This window comes from Tautonia plasticadhaerens, assembly GCF_007752535.1.
Taxonomy (GTDB): Bacteria; Planctomycetota; Planctomycetia; order Isosphaerales; family Isosphaeraceae; genus Tautonia; species Tautonia plasticadhaerens.
Genome location: NZ_CP036426.1, coordinates 5,935,400 through 5,952,957, shown reverse-complemented (window position 1 = coordinate 5,952,957; position 17,558 = coordinate 5,935,400). Strand labels below are relative to the sequence as shown.

14 protein-coding genes and 3 pseudogenes are annotated in these 17,558 nt (G+C 66.1%); 4 read left to right on the top strand and 13 right to left on the bottom strand.

Going from position 1 to position 17,558, the window contains the following annotated elements; genetic code table 11:
- Nucleotides 1–34 precede the first annotated feature (34 nt).
- From ElP_RS23860 to ElP_RS23810, 12 genes and pseudogenes are all read right to left on the bottom strand, one after another.
- Complete coding sequence (locus ElP_RS23860) at nt 35–808, bottom strand: CBS domain-containing protein (protein WP_145274048.1); 774 nt, start codon at nt 806–808, stop codon at nt 35–37.
- Between the two features lie 103 nt (nt 809–911).
- On the bottom strand, nt 912–2,066 hold the full coding sequence (locus tag ElP_RS23855) for a type IIL restriction-modification enzyme MmeI (RefSeq protein ID WP_145274045.1): 1,155 nt from the start codon (nt 2,064–2,066) through the stop codon (nt 912–914).
- A gap of 27 nt (nt 2,067–2,093) precedes the next feature.
- Nucleotides 2,094–2,294 (bottom strand): annotated as a pseudogene (locus ElP_RS41310) (DNA methyltransferase); the annotation flags it as partial.
- Nucleotides 2,295–2,327: 33 nt separating this feature from the next.
- Nucleotides 2,328–3,134 (bottom strand): IS5 family transposase, encoded by an 807-nt coding sequence (locus ElP_RS23850; protein ID WP_145269653.1) that lies wholly within the window; start codon nt 3,132–3,134, stop codon nt 2,328–2,330.
- A 124-nt stretch (nt 3,135–3,258) separates the two neighbouring features.
- Nucleotides 3,259–5,046 (bottom strand): annotated as a pseudogene (locus tag ElP_RS39950) (Eco57I restriction-modification methylase domain-containing protein); the annotation flags it as partial.
- Nucleotides 5,047–5,895: 849 nt separating this feature from the next.
- Complete coding sequence (locus ElP_RS23840; protein WP_145274042.1) at nt 5,896–6,591, bottom strand: hypothetical protein; 696 nt, start codon at nt 6,589–6,591, stop codon at nt 5,896–5,898.
- Nucleotides 6,592–6,598: 7 nt separating this feature from the next.
- A complete protein-coding gene (drmD, locus tag ElP_RS23835; RefSeq protein WP_197446321.1) occupies nt 6,599–8,467 on the bottom strand; it encodes a DISARM system SNF2-like helicase DrmD in 1,869 nt (622 codons plus the stop codon).
- A protein-coding gene (locus tag ElP_RS23830; protein WP_145268065.1) for an IS630 family transposase occupies nt 8,404–9,536 on the bottom strand; the annotation gives its coding sequence in 2 pieces (ribosomal slippage) (nt 8,404–9,098 and nt 9,098–9,536; 1,134 coding nt in all). The genes drmD (ElP_RS23835) and ElP_RS23830 overlap by 64 nt, the downstream gene beginning before the upstream one ends.
- A 58-nt stretch (nt 9,537–9,594) precedes the next feature.
- Nucleotides 9,595–10,977: pseudogene (gene drmD / locus ElP_RS23825) on the bottom strand (DISARM system SNF2-like helicase DrmD); the annotation flags it as partial.
- A gap of 178 nt (nt 10,978–11,155) precedes the next feature.
- Nucleotides 11,156–12,052, bottom strand: coding sequence for a DUF6884 domain-containing protein (locus ElP_RS38585; protein ID WP_197446319.1), 897 nt, complete (start codon nt 12,050–12,052; stop codon nt 11,156–11,158).
- 57 nt (nt 12,053–12,109) lie between these two features.
- Nucleotides 12,110–12,364 (bottom strand): site-specific DNA-methyltransferase, encoded by a 255-nt coding sequence (locus tag ElP_RS39945; RefSeq protein ID WP_231749234.1) that lies wholly within the window; start codon nt 12,362–12,364, stop codon nt 12,110–12,112.
- Between the two features lie 103 nt (nt 12,365–12,467).
- Nucleotides 12,468–13,751: a DNA-methyltransferase gene (locus tag ElP_RS23810; RefSeq protein ID WP_145274033.1), complete on the bottom strand. Its 1,284-nt coding sequence runs from the start codon at nt 13,749–13,751 to the stop codon at nt 12,468–12,470.
- 498 nt (nt 13,752–14,249) lie between these two features.
- On the opposite strand from ElP_RS23810, the gene ElP_RS23805 reads away from it, so the two are divergent.
- Genes ElP_RS23805 through ElP_RS23790 form a run of 4 tightly spaced genes read left to right on the top strand, consistent with a single transcriptional unit; the run spans nt 14,250 to nt 16,347 of the window.
- Nucleotides 14,250–14,660 (top strand): Dabb family protein, encoded by a 411-nt coding sequence (locus ElP_RS23805; protein ID WP_145274030.1) that lies wholly within the window; start codon nt 14,250–14,252, stop codon nt 14,658–14,660.
- Between the two features lie 40 nt (nt 14,661–14,700).
- Nucleotides 14,701–15,153: a nucleoside deaminase gene (locus ElP_RS23800; protein WP_145274027.1), complete on the top strand. Its 453-nt coding sequence runs from the start codon at nt 14,701–14,703 to the stop codon at nt 15,151–15,153.
- 51 nt (nt 15,154–15,204) lie between these two features.
- A complete protein-coding gene (locus ElP_RS23795) occupies nt 15,205–15,873 on the top strand; it encodes an SOS response-associated peptidase (protein WP_145274025.1) in 669 nt (222 codons plus the stop codon).
- A gap of 54 nt (nt 15,874–15,927) precedes the next feature.
- Nucleotides 15,928–16,347 (top strand): hypothetical protein, encoded by a 420-nt coding sequence (locus tag ElP_RS23790; protein ID WP_145274022.1) that lies wholly within the window; start codon nt 15,928–15,930, stop codon nt 16,345–16,347.
- A 142-nt stretch (nt 16,348–16,489) separates the two neighbouring features.
- Here the strand turns inward: ElP_RS23790 and ElP_RS23785 are convergent, their stop codons facing one another.
- Complete coding sequence (locus ElP_RS23785; RefSeq protein ID WP_145274019.1) at nt 16,490–17,425, bottom strand: alpha/beta fold hydrolase; 936 nt, start codon at nt 17,423–17,425, stop codon at nt 16,490–16,492.
- Nucleotides 17,426–17,558 lie beyond the last annotated feature (133 nt).

The following is a 17,558-nucleotide window of genomic DNA, read 5'->3' as shown; positions in this document are numbered from 1 at the left end:
ACGCTTGAAGGCGGCGTGGTTCCCGCCGCCGGTTTCACAGGAGGTCGAAGGCCGTCAGGATTCCCACGAGGCGTTCCTTATTGCCATCCTTCTCGACGATCAGCGCAGGCAGCATGGTTATGATTTTCTTGATGTCTCCGATGTTCTTGTTCGGAGCGTAGCACTTGCACTCCGTCAATTCGATGTCGCCTGCTTCGAGGATCTCGTTCAGCGGCTTCCCGAGCAGTTTGTTCCGTAGGCTTTTGTTCCCGGAGTTGTCGGCTGGCCTCAAGTACTTCACGACAGCGACATCGGAGAGCAGTTTCCAGACGCCGTTTGTGTCCCGGACCGGCAAGAACGAGTAGGAGTTTCCGAGCATCGCCCGGCGGACGGCGGCGATGTTGTGCCAGGGTTCAACGGTCGTCGGGTTCCGAACCATCAAGTCCTCGGCAATCTTCGCAGACATCGACAACCCTTCCTCAAGCACCAAGAGCAGTTCCACGAGGCGAATGGCATGGTGTCGAATGAAGTCCCCCGAGTGAACGGAGTCATTCCGGGCGTTTTTTACCGTATCGAACAGGGCTTCGATGCGTTCGCTCTGTATTACCGGCGCTCGTCGAGCCAGATTGCAGATCGTGGCCTTGTAGCCACCCAACCCATCTTTGACGACTCCTTCGTGCATTTGCCCAACGTGTTCGAGGATCGCCGCAGCCTCATGGAATGACTCCGCATTCCGATGCACCAAGGCTCGGGCGTCACGCAACATGCCCAGCATCACTGCATTGCAGGTCTGAGCTGAAGAGTGTTCTCGGGGCTTCCTGGAACTCATGCGAGCGTGAGACCTCCCCATCCCGCTAGGTCGCCAAAGATCAAGACTTCGAGTCTGGCACGGAGATGATGAGGGGATGGGACGGTATTCCCGGTGGCCCGGATCATGCGTCGTCATCCTCCACGTCGAAGAGCGCAGGGATTGCCTTGCCCAACTTGCTGGGGGCCTTCCGTTTCGGCGTCGCCTTCATGGAAGTACCACTCTTGCCGTGGAGTCCCTGCTCGACTTCCTCAGCATAGCGTTCGTGATTGAGCTTCAGCAGACGTTGAAGGACTTCTCGACGAGCGGGTTCGCTGATGGTGAAGCGAACGCCTTGCTTGGTTTCATGGAAGCCATGGTCGAGGGTGATATCAGTCCAGCCGTAAGCGGTGGCGGCAGCCTGATCCATCACGACTTGAAGGTCTCGAAGATCTTGTATATCGGCGGAAGTGTCATCAGCGTTGTGGAAACGATTATATGTAGCGGTTAAACCCTCATCTCTGGCCTGCATAATTCCCTGCCGAACGTCATAGTAGTTGCATCCTATGAGATCAGCTCCTGCTGAAGACAACGACTCAGAGACGGGAAACGGAAATGTTTGAAAACAATCCGTCGGCGTATACGCCATGTCACCCTTTAGAGATGATCCTTGCCGCTCGGCCCAAAAGTAATGAATCTCTGACTGCAAGACTGCGAACAGTTTCCAGTCATCGCTCGGAATCACGACGAGCTTCTGATCAAAGAGATAATGAGATGGTAGAAACGAAAACGCCCATGTTTTGCTTGTCTGAGTTTTTGCCAGAACACGGTCGCAATGTTCGATGGCTCTCCTCATTGCAGGACGGTTTCTGGCGCAGAGCCACCATCTCTCTCGGCTTCCTAGCGGACTTGCCTTATCTCTTTGTGGTTTGACCAGTTCCCGTACACGTTGAAGAGAAGCAGGAAAGGCTGCCGCTTCTTCCAAGGTCATTTCAACGAAGTTAATGGCATATCTACTCGGATGCTGAGTGGGCGAAGAATAGAAATCGAGTCCGTTAATGTAGGGATGGATAACAGAGAATTCCTCTGGGTGGCGGTCGAGGAAGGATTTGTATTCGTCAGGGGCCATGGTGAATCCCAAGCCCCCAATATCGTAGCCCTTGAAGCTCTTTCCAGCGTTTACCACCAACGGTTGTGGGTCGGCCTCTATCGAGAGAGGTTGTAGTTTAGAGTCAATGAGTTCAACGGTTTTGTTGTCCAGGAACGACGAGCCATTCCAACTTCCCTTGTAGACATGCACAAGACTGATGAATACCGCAGCCTCGCCGGGCCATCTTTGCGAGGCTATCGCACGAAAGATTGTGCCGCCCTGACTGAGAAGGCTGGCGAGGGCAACAGAACTTGTATCTCCTTGGCAGATGGTGTTCGTGGCAACGAACGCAAACGCCGACTCAGCTCGAAGAAGGTCATACGATCGTCTAAAGAAATAAGCACAAAGGTCTGTCTGTCCTACACTGCTTCCAGCGATTGACCGTAAGAAGCCCTGACAAAACCGGGTGAATCACATCACATCCTGGTGGAGGATACGGAAGCAGATGACACAGGCCGCCAGGGTCGTCCAGGCGTCCTGGATCACCCCCAGCCGGTCGTACCGCACCCGCATCCGCCGCAGGCCCTTGATCCAGCCGATCGTCCGCTCCACCACCCAGCGGACCTTGCCCAGCCCGCTGCCGTGCGGTGTCCGACGCTTGGCGATGTGCGGCTCGATGCCCATCCAACGCAGTAACGCCCTCGTCCCCTCGCTGTCGTAGCCCCGGTCGGCATACAGGTCATCCGGCAACTGCTTCGGCCTGCCCGGTTTGCCGGCGACGCTCGGGAAGTCGAGCACCAGCGGGATGATCTGGCGGTGGTCGCTCTCGTTGGCCCCGGCGGTGCGGATCGCCAGCGGCACTCCGGTGCGACTGACCATCACCGTGTGCTTCGTGCCCTTCCTGCTGCGGTCGACGGGGCTCGGGCCGGTCGCCTCGCCGCCGCCGGAGGCCCGCACCGTCACGCCGTCGACGACCACCGTGTCGGTCTCCAGCTTGCCAGCCTTGCGGAGCAGCCTCAGCAGGTCGGCATGGAGGCGGTCCCAGATGCCGGCCTCCTCCCAGGCCCGCAGCCGGCGATGGGCGGTGCGACCTGAGCAGCCGAGTTCCTGCGGGACATCCTCCCAGCGATTGCCGGTGGCCAGGACGAACCAGATGACACGCAGGGCGACCCGGTGCCCGATCGGCGGACGCCCGCCGTAGGGGCCGATGGCCGGTTCCGGCGGCAGGTGGTGGGCAACCAGATCGAAGAACTCGTCCGGCATGTGGGCGCTCGCCATGGTGGTGTCTCCTTCGGTTCGGAGGAAAACAGCACCAGGGCGCAAACTCCATGCCACACGGTTTTGTCAGGGCTTCTAATATGGCAAGATAGGGGTCGCCCAATTGCCCCGTGATTGCTCGGCCCGCCATAAACGGGGGATTACCCACAAACGCATCGAACCCGCTCCGCTTGACCGCCACTTCGGGAAATTCCAGCGGCCAGTGGAACAACGTCTGGCCCCGACGCTCCTTGGCAGCAACTTGCTCGAACTCCTCGGTCGGCCCTTTCTCGACGTAATGGCCCGACACGACGGCGGCGTGCCGGACCCGTTCCAGCTTGTCCTTGGCATCTTCTCCCCAATACTCACCTGCCACGAGCAGGTCCGCCGCACACCGCAACCTGGCGATCTTCTCGTCCGCCTGCTTCAGCAACGCCTCCTGCCGCTCGACATCCTCGATCGAGTTGGCCGGCATCCCTTCGAGCCGGAGCCGCAGGTCGATCGCCTCGTCCACGGCCCGGTCGAGCGGCCCCCGGAACAGCACCGCATCGTCGGCGTCCGGCTTGAGGCTGTAGTGCCGCAGCTGGTCGAGGCTGCGGAGGCCGACGAGCGAGTCGCCGCAGCGGATGGCGTGGTCGAGGAACTCGAACGGCTTGTCCTTCGCCACCGTCAGCAGCCAGAGCGACAGCTTCGCCATCTCCGCCGCAAGCGGGTTCTTGTCCACGCCGTAGAGGCACCGCTGGGCGATGATCCGCATGGCGTAGGTCGCCCGCTCCGCCGGCTCGTCGGGGATCAGCTCCTCGGTGACCAGGCCGCCGGACGGCTCGCCCTCCGGCGTGATGCCGGGCGTGGCGGGGTTCTTCTTCCTCGCCTCGTCCCAGGCTTCCAGGAGCCGCTCCGCCATGTAGCGGGCCGCCTGCACCAGGAACGCCCCGGAGCCGCAGGCCATGTCGCAGATCTTCAGGTCGAGCAGCTCCCCGGCCGACTTCAGCCGCCACTGGTCCCTCGGCTTGCCCTCGGCGGGGCCGACGTAGACCAGCGGCTCCAGGGTGTGCTTGACGATCGGCTCGGTCAGCTCTCGGGGCGTGTAGTGCGTCCCGCTGGAGCGCCGGTCGGTCCCCGTCGTGACGAAGACGCTCCCCTGCGGGATGACGACCGGGTAGCCGAAGTTGTCGAGCCGCACCAGCCCGGCGAACGGCCGCACCCGGCCCCACAGCGCCTCGTCGCCCTGGCATGCCGTGCGGAAGAGGCGGGCGAGCTGGTCGTCGATCTCGGCGTTCAGCCCCTTCTTGAGGGCGGGCAGCGAACGGCCGGTCTCGTCCTTGAGGGACTTGAGCAGCTCGTCCTCGCCCTTGGCCGCCAGCCGCTCCAGCTCGGCCAGCGTGATCTCCGGCTCCTTGTCCCGAGTCCCCGCCAGGCCGAGGTACGGCTCGGTCGCCCGCCGGGCCGTGTGGTCGAGCAGGCCCTCGTAGACGTGGCCGATCTGCTCGATGTCCAGCGCCCGGAAGCTGACCCGCCGGGCCTCGGCGGGGCCGCCGCCCGGCACCCGCACCTGCAAGAGCTGCAACGCCTCCAGCAGGTGCAGCACCGTCCGGTTGTCCACCGGCAGCGGGTTGGCCTCGGCCTCCCGCCAGGTCGTCCCCGCCTTGCGGCCTTCGAGGAACGGGAAGCGGTCGGGGTCGAACAGGCTGCCGCCGTAGGCCGGGATGTGGGCGTCGTCGTGCGCCAGCCCCCCGTAGACGGCCCGGAACGCCGCCAGCAGCCGGGGCCAGGCGTCGAACCGGAGCTGGAGCAGCTCCTCGCCGTGCTGGTCGGCCACCTCCCGGAGCTGCTTGCTGATCGTGGAGACGGAGTAGTTCTGCTCGTAGACCGGGAACGGCTTGCTGGGGATCAGCCCCCGCTCCTCGGCGCAGAAGAGGAACACCAGCCGCATCATGACCGTCAGGGCCGACTCGTACAGCACCCCCGTCCCCACCCCGGCCAGCAGCTCCCGGCCGAAGTCCTGGTCGGCCTTGTCGAGCGAGTGGATCAGCACCTCGACCGCCCGCCGCACCTGATAGCCGAGCTGCTCGGTGACCTCCTGCTGGTTCGAGGCGCTCTTCGCCAGCAGCGATTCGAGCGTCTGGTCATCGGCGACGTTGAAGAATCGCTCGGCCTGGAGGAGCGTGCGGAACGCCCGCAGCGTGATCGGCTCGTCGAGCCAGAGGTTCGCATACCAAGAGGCGTACCCCGTCGTCTCCCCCTTCGGTGCGTCCACCAGCATCCAATGCTCGCCGTTCGTCACCAGCCCCAGCCGCACGCCCGTCCCGTGGAGCAACTCCGTCATCCGTGTATCCGGCGATACCTTCCACGGCGAGTCGGTGACGTAGCTGGTGAGTTCCTGCGACCTCGGGTACACCTGCACCAGCATCCTGGGCGTCTTCGTGCCGGGATCGACGACGACGAAGCTGGGCCTCAGCAGCTCGTGCTTCTCCGCCATCTCCACCTGCAACGTCTGGGGGATCGCCTGCCCCTCAATCAGCACCCGCTTGTCCAGGTCGAGCGTGGTGCCAAGGACGAACCTGATCCACTGGTGATGCGGTGCCGGGTCGCCCCGCCGTCGCTCCAACGCCTCCAGCCAGTTGCCGTACTCCTGGCGCAGGAGCCGGGAATGCTCCGGGTCGTGCGGCTCCAGGCCGGCGTTGAACGCCTCCATTAGCACCGGGAGGCTCAGGAACGGACCCGAGACCGGCACGAGCGAGAGCCATTCGGCGTGGTGACGGGCGATGGACATGATTGTAACCTAGAATCTAACCCTTCGTTCGACGCAAGGATGACCAGGATTCTGGTAGAGGATCTGCGGAGCGTACTGTCGAGTACCGCAGACGAGGTTGGAGCCGTCGTTGGCAATCAGGACTGTCAGCAGCACTTCGGTGGTGTTGCAGAATAAATGGTGGAGGCTGAAGAAAGGCGAACCGTACATGTTCAATGGGTCGTCATTATGCTCGAAGCGAAACCGACCTTCCCCGTCAGCTGGAACGAGGGCATGTAATGCTAATCGGGAAATGCTTCCTAGATAATCTTTGACGATATTCAGCCTTTCCCCACGACGATCCTCTGCTCGGTCTTCGCCAATAAACCTGTTCGAGCAAAGTTCTTGTATGCCATAGTCTCTCCAGTCTGCGATCCAACAACCTTCCCGCTCGATGAGTTCGCTTCCTCTACTTTCAAAGGACTCCTTGGCATCGTCGTCGATGTCGAGCCGGAGACGAATACTGCGGCATAATTTGTCTCCGTGAAATCCATCTGGATAATGCGTTCCGTCACTGTCGGCAAACTCAGGCTCCACATCGGCATACCGTGTAAACCAGAACCACCTCAAACCACTCTCGTTGGTAACGAGTGGTTGAATAATCCTGGCCATGATCGTCTCTGCCCAGTGCTGGTCATCGTATGGGACGTTCGAAGAGGCATATATCCTTGTCTGGCGTATTGCCATTGTTTCCTCACGCCATCGTCGCTGGGATCAGCATCGTCACCGCCACCGGGAACATCCGGGCCTGCGGGTCGGCGAACCTCGCCCGGATCGCCGCCGTCTCCCGCTCGATCTCGCCGGGGATCTCCCGCACCCTCGCCCGCATCGCCTCCTTGTTCCGCTCGAACCGCTCCATCTCCGGGTCGTCGAAGAGCATCGGCTGGATGTAGGCCGGGTCGTTCAGCTCGGCCTCGATCGACCTCCTCAGCTCGGTGAGGATCGACTCGATGTCCCTCGCCTCCTTGTCGGCCCGCTCCGCCAGCCGCTTCTGGAGGCCGTCCACCCGGTCCCTCATCCGGGCCTCCAGCGCCGAGGCCAGCGACGATGCCAGGGCGGGGTAGAGTTCCAGCAGCTTCGCCCGGACCCGCTCCGACGGCCGCTCGCCCGTCGCCCCGGCCAGCGCCGCCTCGACCTGGCCGACGTTGAGCCGCCCGCCCCAGCGGGCGTCCTTGATCAGCCCTCCCGCCGCAATGACCTCCTCGTGGAGCCGGTGGCTGTCGCCGCCGATGACGACCAGGCGGGCGTGGGCGACCACCGCCGGGGCGCCCAGCACGCCGTCCGGCACCACTCGGGCCGTGACCCGGTGCAGCTTCGACCGGCCCCGCTCCGCCCAGACCTCGGCCCGCAGGAGCCGCAGGCACATCTGGGGCAGGCGGTGGTTCAGGTGCGCCAGCACCACGTCGTCCCGCCCCCTGGAGACCGACTCGTCGAACGTGACGGGGCGGACCTCCTTCGTGTGCGGATGCTCCAGCCCCTCGGTGCAGGCCGCCCAGCTCCCCTTCAGCGGCGGCAGCCGGAGGCACGGCTTGCCGTCGTCGGTCCTGGTCGGGGTGAGCGGCGGCTGGCCCGCCAGCGCCAGGCCGACCTCGACGACCTTCTGGATGTTCTCCGGCGAGAGCCGGAGTTCCTTGCGGGTCTCCCGGTACTGCTGCATGAGGGCCTGGACCTGCTTCTGCAAGTCCCGCTCGAATCGGAGCATCCGGCGGATCGACTTGGACTCCTCCTCGGCCTTCTCGGTGTTCAGCGTCGTCCGCCGCCCGAGCATCGCCTCCTCGACCTGCTCGGCGATGACCGTGCCGACCTTGCCCAGGTCTTCCCGGATGGTCTCCACCTTCAGGGCCACCCGCATCAGGAACTCCAGGTCGGCGTCCAGGTCTGACGCCTGACCGCCGGACTGGCGGCCCGCCCGCTCCTTATATCCCTTGCCGACGAAGTGGTAGACCAGCACCTCGTCGGCCTTCTGGCCGTGGCGGTCCACCCGCCCGTTCCGCTGCTCCATGCGGTTCGGGTTCCAGGGGATCTCGTAGTGGATCAGCCGGTGGCAGAAGTTCTGGAAGTCCAGGCCCTCCGAGGCGGCGTCGGTCGCCAGCAGGATGCGGACCGGGCTGACCTCCGGCGAGGTCTGGAACGCCGCCTTGACCTCCTCCCGCTTCTCCGTGTCCATCCCGCCGTACATCGTCAGCAGCCGGTCGCCGGCCGTGAACCCCTCCACCGCCAGCACTTCCTGGAGCCAGTTCTGGGTCGCCCGATACTCGGTGAAGATGATGACCCGCTCGTCCGACCATTTGCCGCCGGGCTTGAGATGCTCGTTCAGCCACGCCACGAGCTGCCTGGCCTTGGAGTCCCGCTGCCCACGGGCTTTCCTGGCCCAGTCCTTCATTCGCTGAAGAAGAGCCTGCTCTTCCTCCGTCGGCTCGGCGAAGAGGCGGGTGGCCGTGTCCAGGGCGTCGGACGTGGCCTCGTCGTACTCCGTGTCGTCGGAGTAGTGGTCGTCCGCTATTGAGTTGCCGGGTATAGTCGGTGCAGTTTGATCCGGGCATCCGCCGTGGTGAACTGCCACCGAATGCCCACCATCCGCTCGTTGCGGTCCTCCTCCCACGCCGCGACCTCCCGCTTCAGTTCCTCGCTCGACCCGATCCGCCGGTCCAGGCACTGCCTCGCCAGCACCGACAGCTCGATCTCCGCCATGTTCAGCCAACTCCCGTGCTTCGGCGTGTGGTGGATCTCCAACTTCCCGGCGATCCGACGGGCCCGCTCCGGCGGGAACGCCTCGTACAGCGAGGCGATCTTGTGCGTGTTCAGGTTGTCCATCACCAGCACGACCTTCTCCGCCTCCTCGTGCACCTCCTCCACCAGCCAACGCACCACCTCGGCGAAGTCCAACGCCGTCCGACGCTCGGTGACGTGGACCGCACGCCACCCCAGCAGCGGCATCGTCACCATGAACAGGTTGGCCGTCCCGTTGCGGACGTATTCGTGATCGAACCGCTCGAGCCGCCCTGGCGCTGCCGGGATCGGCACGACCGTCTCGCCGATCAGTTGCTTGCTCGCCTCGTCGAGGCAGACCAGCGGTCGCGTCTCGTCGTAGGGCCGGTGGTAGACCTCCAGCACGTCCTCCATCGCCGCCACGAACTCGGCGTTCGCCTCCGGCGGGATGCACCACTGCTGCTTCAGATGCGGCCTCAGTTCGCTTTTTTCAAAGAGCGGCGCACCGTCTCGTCGGAGATCGAGGGGACGATCTCCAACTCGACGAGCTTGTCGGCCAGCAATCGCATCGTCCAGGCCTTGCGGCCGTCGGGGGGCTCCGAGCAGGCCAGGGCGATCAACTTCGCCTCGGCCCGGCCGTCGAGGGCCCGCTGGCGGCTGGGACGGGCCTGCGTCTTGCGGACCAGGGCGGCCTCCAGGCCCTGCTCGACGAACCGCTGGCGGACCCGCTCGATGGTGGCGACAGAGACCTCGACGGCCTCGGCGATGCGGTCGTCGGGCCAGGCGGGCCCGCCCTCGGCGGCATCAGCCTTGAGGAGGATGCGGGCATGGGCCAGTTTCAGAGCGGAGGCCTTGCCGGCGGAGATGAGATCGAGGAGGGCCTGGCGTTCGTCGGCGGTGAGCGTCACGATGTACTTCTTCATGTCGATGCTCCTGAAGCGGTTAGGGCTCCAGGAGAACCGATTGCAGCCCATCCCTCAAGTCGTCAGTGGCCGACCAGTAGTCCTCGTCCATGCGGTCCAGTTCGAGCTGGAGCGTCCGGTAGCTCGGCCCGGCGGCCCGCTTGCGGGCGGTGTGCAGGGTCTTCTCGTGCTGCTCCAGCGTGGCGAGGAACGCCGCCGGGCAGGAGAACAGCCGCTTCTTGAGCGTCTTCAGCACGAACTCCGAGGCGAACCGCTCGGCCGCCCCCTCCGCCCGCTCCGTCCGCAGCCTGGTGTATCGACGCAGGGCGGCGTGGACCTCCCGCTCCTCGTCGGTGTACGGCACCTCGATCGGCTCCAGGATGCGGGGCGGGAACCGGCGGATGCCCAGGTGGTTGAAGGCGAAGGCGGGGTCGCCCTTGAGGCGCCGCACCATCACCGCCTCCAGCTGCTTGCGGTCCGGCTCGGTCCCCCTGGAGAACCGCTGGTTGTCCAGCAGCTCCAGCAGGGCGCCGAAGCTCTCCCGGTAGCCGTTGTGCGGCGTGGCGGTCAGGAAGAGCTTGTGCTCGAAGTGCGGGGCCAGCTCCCGGAGCGCCTGCGTCCGCAGCGAGTCGGCGGCGTAGCGCCCGGCCCCCGACGGGGCGCAGTTGTGGGCCTCGTCGCAGATCATCAGGTCGTACCGTCGGGGGTAGACCGGCTCGCCGGGTGCGGGCAGGGTCTCCCGGAACAGCCGCAGCGGTCGCTCCCGCTTGAGGAAGTCGATGGAGGTGATCAGCCGGGGGAAGTGCGCCCACGGGTTGACGTGGATGCCCCGGCGCCGACGCAGGTCACGCATCAGCTCCGAGTCCACGATGCGGAAGTCCAGCCCGAACTTGTCCCGCATCTGGTCCCGCCACTGGATCTGGAGGGCGGACGGGCAGACGACGAGGATCTTCCTGGCCCGGTGGCGGATGATCAGCTCCAGGGCGACCATGCCGGCCTCGATGGTCTTGCCCAGGCCCACGTCGTCGGCGATCAGCAGGTTGACCCTGGGCATCTGGATCGCACGGACCACCGGGTCGAGCTGGTAGTCCTCGATCTCGATGCCGCTGCGGAACGGCGACTGGATGTTCTTGTGGTCGGCCGTCGAGGCGGCGCCCCAGCGCACGGCGTCGAGGAAGGCGTCGAGCGTCCCCGGCTCGTCGAGGCCGGTCCCCTCCGGCAGGGAGACCTTCTCGATGACCCTGGCGCCCGGCTCGACCTCCCAGACGACCTGCAACTCCTCGCCCAGGCCGTCGTCCTCGACGGAGGCGAGCGTCAGGAGGTGCTGCCGCCGGGCTACGGGAAGCTGCATCGCCGGGGCGGGCAGGCCGCTCGGCTTCACCTCGTTGACCACCCAGCGGCGGGACCGGACCTGGACGAGCTGGCCCTGCTCCGGGGGAGCGGCGGTGGCGACAGACATCATGGTCCCCGAGGAACTTGCGTCGTTCTCGATCACTCCCGCCCGTCGTTGGGTGGGTGGTTGGCTCGCTCCTGTCCAGGGTACTCCGTCTGTTATGGCGATGCAAGCGAATCGTCGCTCGTTGATGGGCGGATGCGGGCAGTCGATCGGCGCCTGGTCCCGATTGGGTTGCGGTCATGGATCAGCCGTCCCGGCGGATCGTCACGACCCCGCCCTCCCGGTCGTGCTCGACGAGGAATCGGCCGTAGGCCCCCTCCCGGTGCAACGCCAGGGCGGCGGCCCTGATCCGCTGCGGGAAGCGGGACGGGTCGTTCATCGAGCCGACCGCCTCGAATCGCTCCCCGTCCTCCTCCCGGACGACCACGACCCATCGGCCCTGATAGCCGCCCGGCCCCAGCACGACCTCGATCGGACGCCCCTCGTCGAGTCGGTGCCGGTGGAGCTTGATGCCCAGCCGCAACGGTTCGAGGAACCTCGTCCTCATCGGGAATCGCACGGTCATGGCGGTGTCCTCCCGAGGAATCGGCTCGGCTTCCAGGATCGCCCGCCTCGTCGCCTGCATCGCCAGCCCGATCGGCAGCCCGGCGAACGGGAATTCCACGATCCGGCCGGACGGGGCGAACGCCGCCTCGATGACGGCCCGGTAGTCCTTGCCTCCGAGGCCGACGATTCTCGGTTGCTCGTCGAGTCGCTGCTCCCTGACCTGATCGATCAGCGTGGCGACCCCGACCGGCCCGGTCGCCTTCCGCTTGAAGGTCACATTGTAGGGGCCGGGGAGCGGGAAGTCGGGCGGGATGAAGCCGTATTTCGCACTGAGGATGACCCAGCGGGAGGCGAACGCCTCGGCGTAGGCCCGATTCACCTTGAAGGGGGAGCCGGTGTAGGCGTCCCGAGCAGCGACCGGCCTCCGGCCGGGGTCGTCGTCCCAGACCTTCGCCTGGCCGCACGGGACGATCACGAGCAGGTCATCGGGCTCCGAACGGGCCATGATCGCATCGTCCCGATGACTTGAGGCCAGGTGGATCTCGGTGTGGCGGTCCAGGTAGGCCGGTCGAAGGTCTCCGACCGGATCGACCACGTGGCAGCTCTCGCCGACCTCGCTGATCGGCTTGAGGTGGTATCGCAGGCCGGAGCATCACCTCCCCGGCCGCCCCAATGCGAGCTGAACGTACCGCTCCTCTCGCTCAATGCCCAGATAGCGCCGCCCGCACCCCTTGCCGGCCAGGAGCGTCTGCCCGCTGCCGCAGAACGGGTCGAGCACCAAGTCCTCCTCCGTGCTGAACGTCCTGATCAGCTGATCGGCGAGTGTTAATGGAAAGACGGCCGGGTGACCCACCCCCGGCTCGTTGGACCCGACGGGAGCCACCAGCACGTCGCCGATTCGGGCCACCCTGCTGGTCCTGCCGACCCCCTGGCCGCCGTTCAACGGACTGTCGCCGCCCACGCCGAACCGGAGCGAGCCCTCGAAGCCAGTCGATCTGGTCGAGTCGGTGCTACGCCATCCCGTACATGGCGATCCGCCCCTCGGCGATCCGCCGATACCGCTCGTCGATCTCGATCCCGTGGTACTTGCGCCCGAGCTGTACGGCGGCGACCCCGCACGGGGCCACGCCGCAGAACGGCGTGGCGACCATCTCGCCCGGCTCCGAGAGAGCGTGGACCAGCCAGCGCATCACGCTCACCGGCTTCTGCGTCGGATGTTGCTTCAGGTCGTGACCGCTGTAATTGACCTGCGGCACCGGAGCGACGTAGCAGTCCAGGTTGTGCAGGTCGCCGCTCCACGCCTTGTCCTCCGCCAGGATGAGCCGATCGGAGCCGCCCCGCCGATAGAGGAAGATGGGCTCCCAACTCTGCTTGAGCCACCTGCGACTCTTGTGAGCCCCGTTGTTGTTGGCGTGCCAGGTCAGGACTTGCTGGAACGTATAGCCCGAGAGCGATTCGTCGAACCACCGCCGGCCCTCGAACAGCTTCCCCTGGCTCCAGAAGATCGCCACGAGGTCGGCCCCGCACTTCGACCACCGCCCGCACCACTCTCGTGTGTACCCCTCCAGGTCTTCCGGCTCCCACGGCTCCCCGCTGATCCCGTAGGGCGGGTCGGCGATGACGGCGTGGCATCGGGCGACCCTCTGGTCGGCGGTGACGACCCAGGTCCGCTTGCCTCCCCTCTGCGCCCTAGCCGCCTCCTCCCGCTCCCTCTGCCGGCGGAGCCGCCCGGCGTTCTGCCGCTGCCGGATCTCCTTGGCGGCCCGGAGGATCGCCTTCTCGCCGATCCCTGCGAGGGTATCAGCGGGCTCTTCGAGATCGTTCGGCACGACGGGGTGGTGATGATTGCCGTTGAACCCGTTCAGGATCGGAGTCTCGTGGGACGACTGGCGACGATGATCGGCCTCCAACCGTTCGTGGCCATGGATCGAGCCATCCCCGTTCGATCCGGGTGGAGTCGAGGCGGCCTCAGTGAATCTCGTGATCCCGAAGGCGGCGTATGCCTCGGTCAGCGTCATCCCGTCCAGCCCCGCCGCCCGGCCCCCGGTCCGCTCGTAGAGCAGGATGTAGCGGCGGGCCGTGTCCTCGGAGACGACCTCCTCGTGCCTGTGGAGCCAGGCCGCCCACTTCCGTCCCTTGACCAGCCGGGCGTGGAGGATCGACAAGTAAGCCCCTGCTTGCCAGGCGTGCCTCGCCGCCGCCTTCCCGTGCTTGCGGCAGGTCTGGATCGCCCGCACCGCCTCGTCCGACAGCCGGTCCGTGGGCCAGGCCGATGCGTCCGACGGCAAGGACACGGGATTCGATCGAGGGGGAATCGTCGCTGAGGTCACGCTCTTGACCCTCGCCTTTGTACACCGAATGCCCGCAATCTGCGTGCATTCAGTGCCCTTTCGTTCAGAGAGATCGGCTCTGCTCAAAGCCCCGTCACGAGACGACTCGGGCTGGCGTCGTGGCGGTCATCGTCGGCGACGGTTGAACAGGTGCAACGAGCTTAGCTCGACCGGCCGCCGTGGGCAAACGCCCGGCCGAGACCGTCCCTGGCGATGCCCCCGAGCAACGCCGGAGAGGCTCCTGGCCGCCGACTCCCCGGCTCCCTGATCCGTGTCGTCCTCCCTTTCATCGACGAGGAATCGGAGGGCAGGAAACGGGGAAGCGGACCGCCGTTCGTCGAGCAGGCAGGAGGTCTGGCCCGTGGTCGAGTCGAAGACGGCCCGTCGCTTGCCCCCTCCGGCGGCATCGGCCATCATGCGGGTCGCTTGAATGACCCGCTACCAAGCCCAGGAGCGACCCCGATGAAGGCCACCCTGATCCGCTGGTCCGTGCCCGCCCTGGTCACCCTCTGCGTCCTCGGGGCCAACGCCATGCCCGCCCAGGACGCCGGCAAGCCGCTGGCCCACATGGTCTTCTTCACGCTCAAGGACCGCTCCGAGGAGTCCCGTCAGCGGTTCGTCGATTCCTGCCACAAGTACCTCGCCGACATCGAGGGCTCGACCTACTTTTCCGTGGGCACGATTGCCGAGGACGTGGAGGAGCCGGTCAGCGTCAAGGACTTCGACGTGGCCCTGCACGTCGTCCTCCGGGACAAGGCGACCAAGGAGGCGTACCTCGTCCACCCGCAGCACGAGCGGTTCGTCGAGGAGAACCGGCCGCACTTCGCCCAGGTCCGGGTCTTCGACAGCTACCTGACCGAGCCCGGCGAGTGACGAGCCTGCCTCGATCTCAAGCTTCGGCGGGCTGCCCACGATGGACCACGAGACCTACATGCGCCGCTGCCTCGAACTGGCACGGGAGGCCGGCGATCGGGGCGACTCGCCGGTCGGCTCGCTCATCGTGGTCGCCGGGCGGGTCGTCGCCGAGGCGAGCGAGGAGCTTCCGACCGGAGGGGCAGTCACCGGGCACGCCGAGATCCTCGCCGTGCAGCGGGCGGTGGACACGCTCGGCGGCCCCGACCTCTCGGGCGGCACGCTCTACACGACCGCCGAACCGTGCTTCATGTGCTCTTACGTCATCCGCCAGGCCCGCATCGCCTCCGTCGTCTACGGGAGGAGCACGCCCCTGATCGGGGGCATCACCTCGTCGCACCCGATCCTGATTGCCGCCGACCTTGACCCGTGGCGTCCCGCCCCGGAAGTGATCGGCGGCGTGCTGGAGGAGGAGTGCCTGGCCCTCCGCAAGCGATCTTCCGGGGGTCGATGACCGGCAGGGTCGGTCAAGATCGAGCGGTTGCCAGTCACGGGGAGGCGGACGATGTGCGGTCGATACACGCTCCGGGCCAAGCGTGAGACAATTGCCGAGGCGTTCGACCTTCCCGAGGTGCCGGAGCTGCCGGCCCGCTACAACATCGCCCCGACCCAGGACGTGCCCGTCGTCCGGCCCGGCCCCGACCAAGGTCATCGGACGCTCTGCCTGCTGCACTGGGGCCTGATCCCCTCGTGGGCCGACGATCCGTCGATCGGCAACAAGATGATCAACGCCAGGGCCGAGACCGTCGCCGAGAAGCCGGCGTTCCGCCACGCCTTCAAGACCAAACGCTGCCTCGTGGTCGCAGACGGCTTCTACGAATGGAGGCGAGAGGGCAAGCACAAGCGGCCCTATTTCATCCGCATGAAGGACGACCGGCCCTTCGCCTTCGCCGGGCTCTGGGAGCGCTGGGACAAGGGCGGCGGGCCGATCGAGAGCTGCACGCTCATCACGGGCGAGCCCAACGAGGTCGTGGCCCCGGTCCACGACCGAATGCCCGTGATCCTGCACGACTCGGATTACGACATCTGGCTCGACCCCGAGGTCACCGATCCGAAGATGCTCCGTCCGCTCCTGGTGCCTTACCCCGCCGAGGAGATGGAGGCATATCCCGTCTCGACGCTGGTCAACAGCCCGGCCAACGACGTGGACGAGTGCATCGAACGGGTCGGATAGGGCGTTGAGCTGCCCGACGCCAAACCGATCCCCGACCCCTTCTGGAGGCTACACGTGGTCGCACGAACGTCCCTTTGCTGGCTGGCCGCCCTCCTCTGCGCCATCACCGCCAGCGCCGTGTACGCCGCCCATCAGTCGTTGTCCCCCGAGCTGGAGCAATTCCGCCACGTCTGCGCCGGCGAGGCCCACGCCCTCACCAGGCAGGCCGACAAGCTGGACCAACTCGCCGACCGCCTCGCCGCCGAGTTCGGCGAGCCCCACGCCCTCGTCTTGGAGATCCGACGAGAGGCCAAGCAGCACCGCACCGACGCCGCCAGCCTCCAGAAGGTCGCCGACGGCGACTGGGAGGAACTCTACCGCCGGGAGGCCGCCCGCTCCATGTCCCTCGTCCAGTCCTTCCCCGACCGGAGAGAGTACTACTTCGCCGAGGAAATGAAGCTCCGCCGCCCCGCCAACACCATCGCCCGACCCTGACCGGGTGTCCGACGTAGCGTCACGGAGACTCATCGTGATCGCCGGCCGATGTCGGGCAATCGCCGACCCGTTCGACACGCTGGATGTCCGTGTCCTCGTCAACACGGCGAAGCGGCGAGTGAGGGACTTTCCGAGAGGCCGATCAGGTCTGATTCTCCAAGGATGCCGGCTCGTCGAGCTGCTCCCTCAAGCGGGCGACGATCCGGTGGGCCTCGTCCACTGCCATGAAGTGCCCGCCCGGCACGAGGAGGGCCTCGCAATTCGGCAGCGCCCGGACCAGCGCCCAGGCCATCGCCGGGGGCACGATCGTGTCGGCGAGCCCCTGCCAGAGCGTCACCCGCCGGTCCTTCGGCAAGGATCGGAGCGGGAACCCGTAGTTGCGATAGAGGGCGAGTTCCTGGGCCAGCCCCTCTGCCCCGACCCCCTCGGTGAAGACCGAGTGCAAATCACGCAGGAACAGCTCGAAGACCTCTCGGCGGCGGAAGATCATCCGGTCGGGGGCCGACCACGTGGCGATCAGCCGGGGGAGGAACCGCTCCGGGTCGGCTTGGAAGCGATCCGCCGCCTCCTGGAAGGCCCGCCGTGCCAGCCGGGGATTCCGGGAGCCGATTCCCAGGAGCAGCCGTCGCCTGCGGTCCATGCCGTCCAGGGCTCCGGGCAGCTGCGGCGGCCCCATGCCGCTGATGATCGTCGCCGTCTGCACCCGGTGGCCCAGCCGGGAGAGGGTCGCCAGGGCATAGGGGGCACCGCCCGAGATGCCGATGACGCTGAACTCGCCCAGCCCGAGGGCCTCGGCCAGCTCCTCTACGTCGGGGACGGCATCGAGCGGGGTCGTCCGCCGGGTGAAGCCGGAGCGGCCGACGCCGGGCCGGTTCGGGGCGATGACCCGCAGGCCGTTCTGCCTCGCCTGGTCGGCGATGTAGGACGCCTGGTGGTGCGAGCCGATCAGCCCGTGGAAGAAGATCACCGGGTGCCCGGACTCGTCCCCGTATTCCCTGACCTCCAGCGTCCTGCCGGACCGAAGGGCGAGGGCGTGCTCCATCATTTCCATCGGCCCCGTGGTGATCGTTTTCTTCACGGTCTGAAGGTCACCGCTGCCCCCGGATCAGCAGGCGGCGTGCCTCAAGGATCGACTCCTCGCCTTCGGGGATCTCCCGATTCGAGACGAGGACCGTCCCGCATCCGACCGGCGTCCCTCGCTTCGGAGCTGG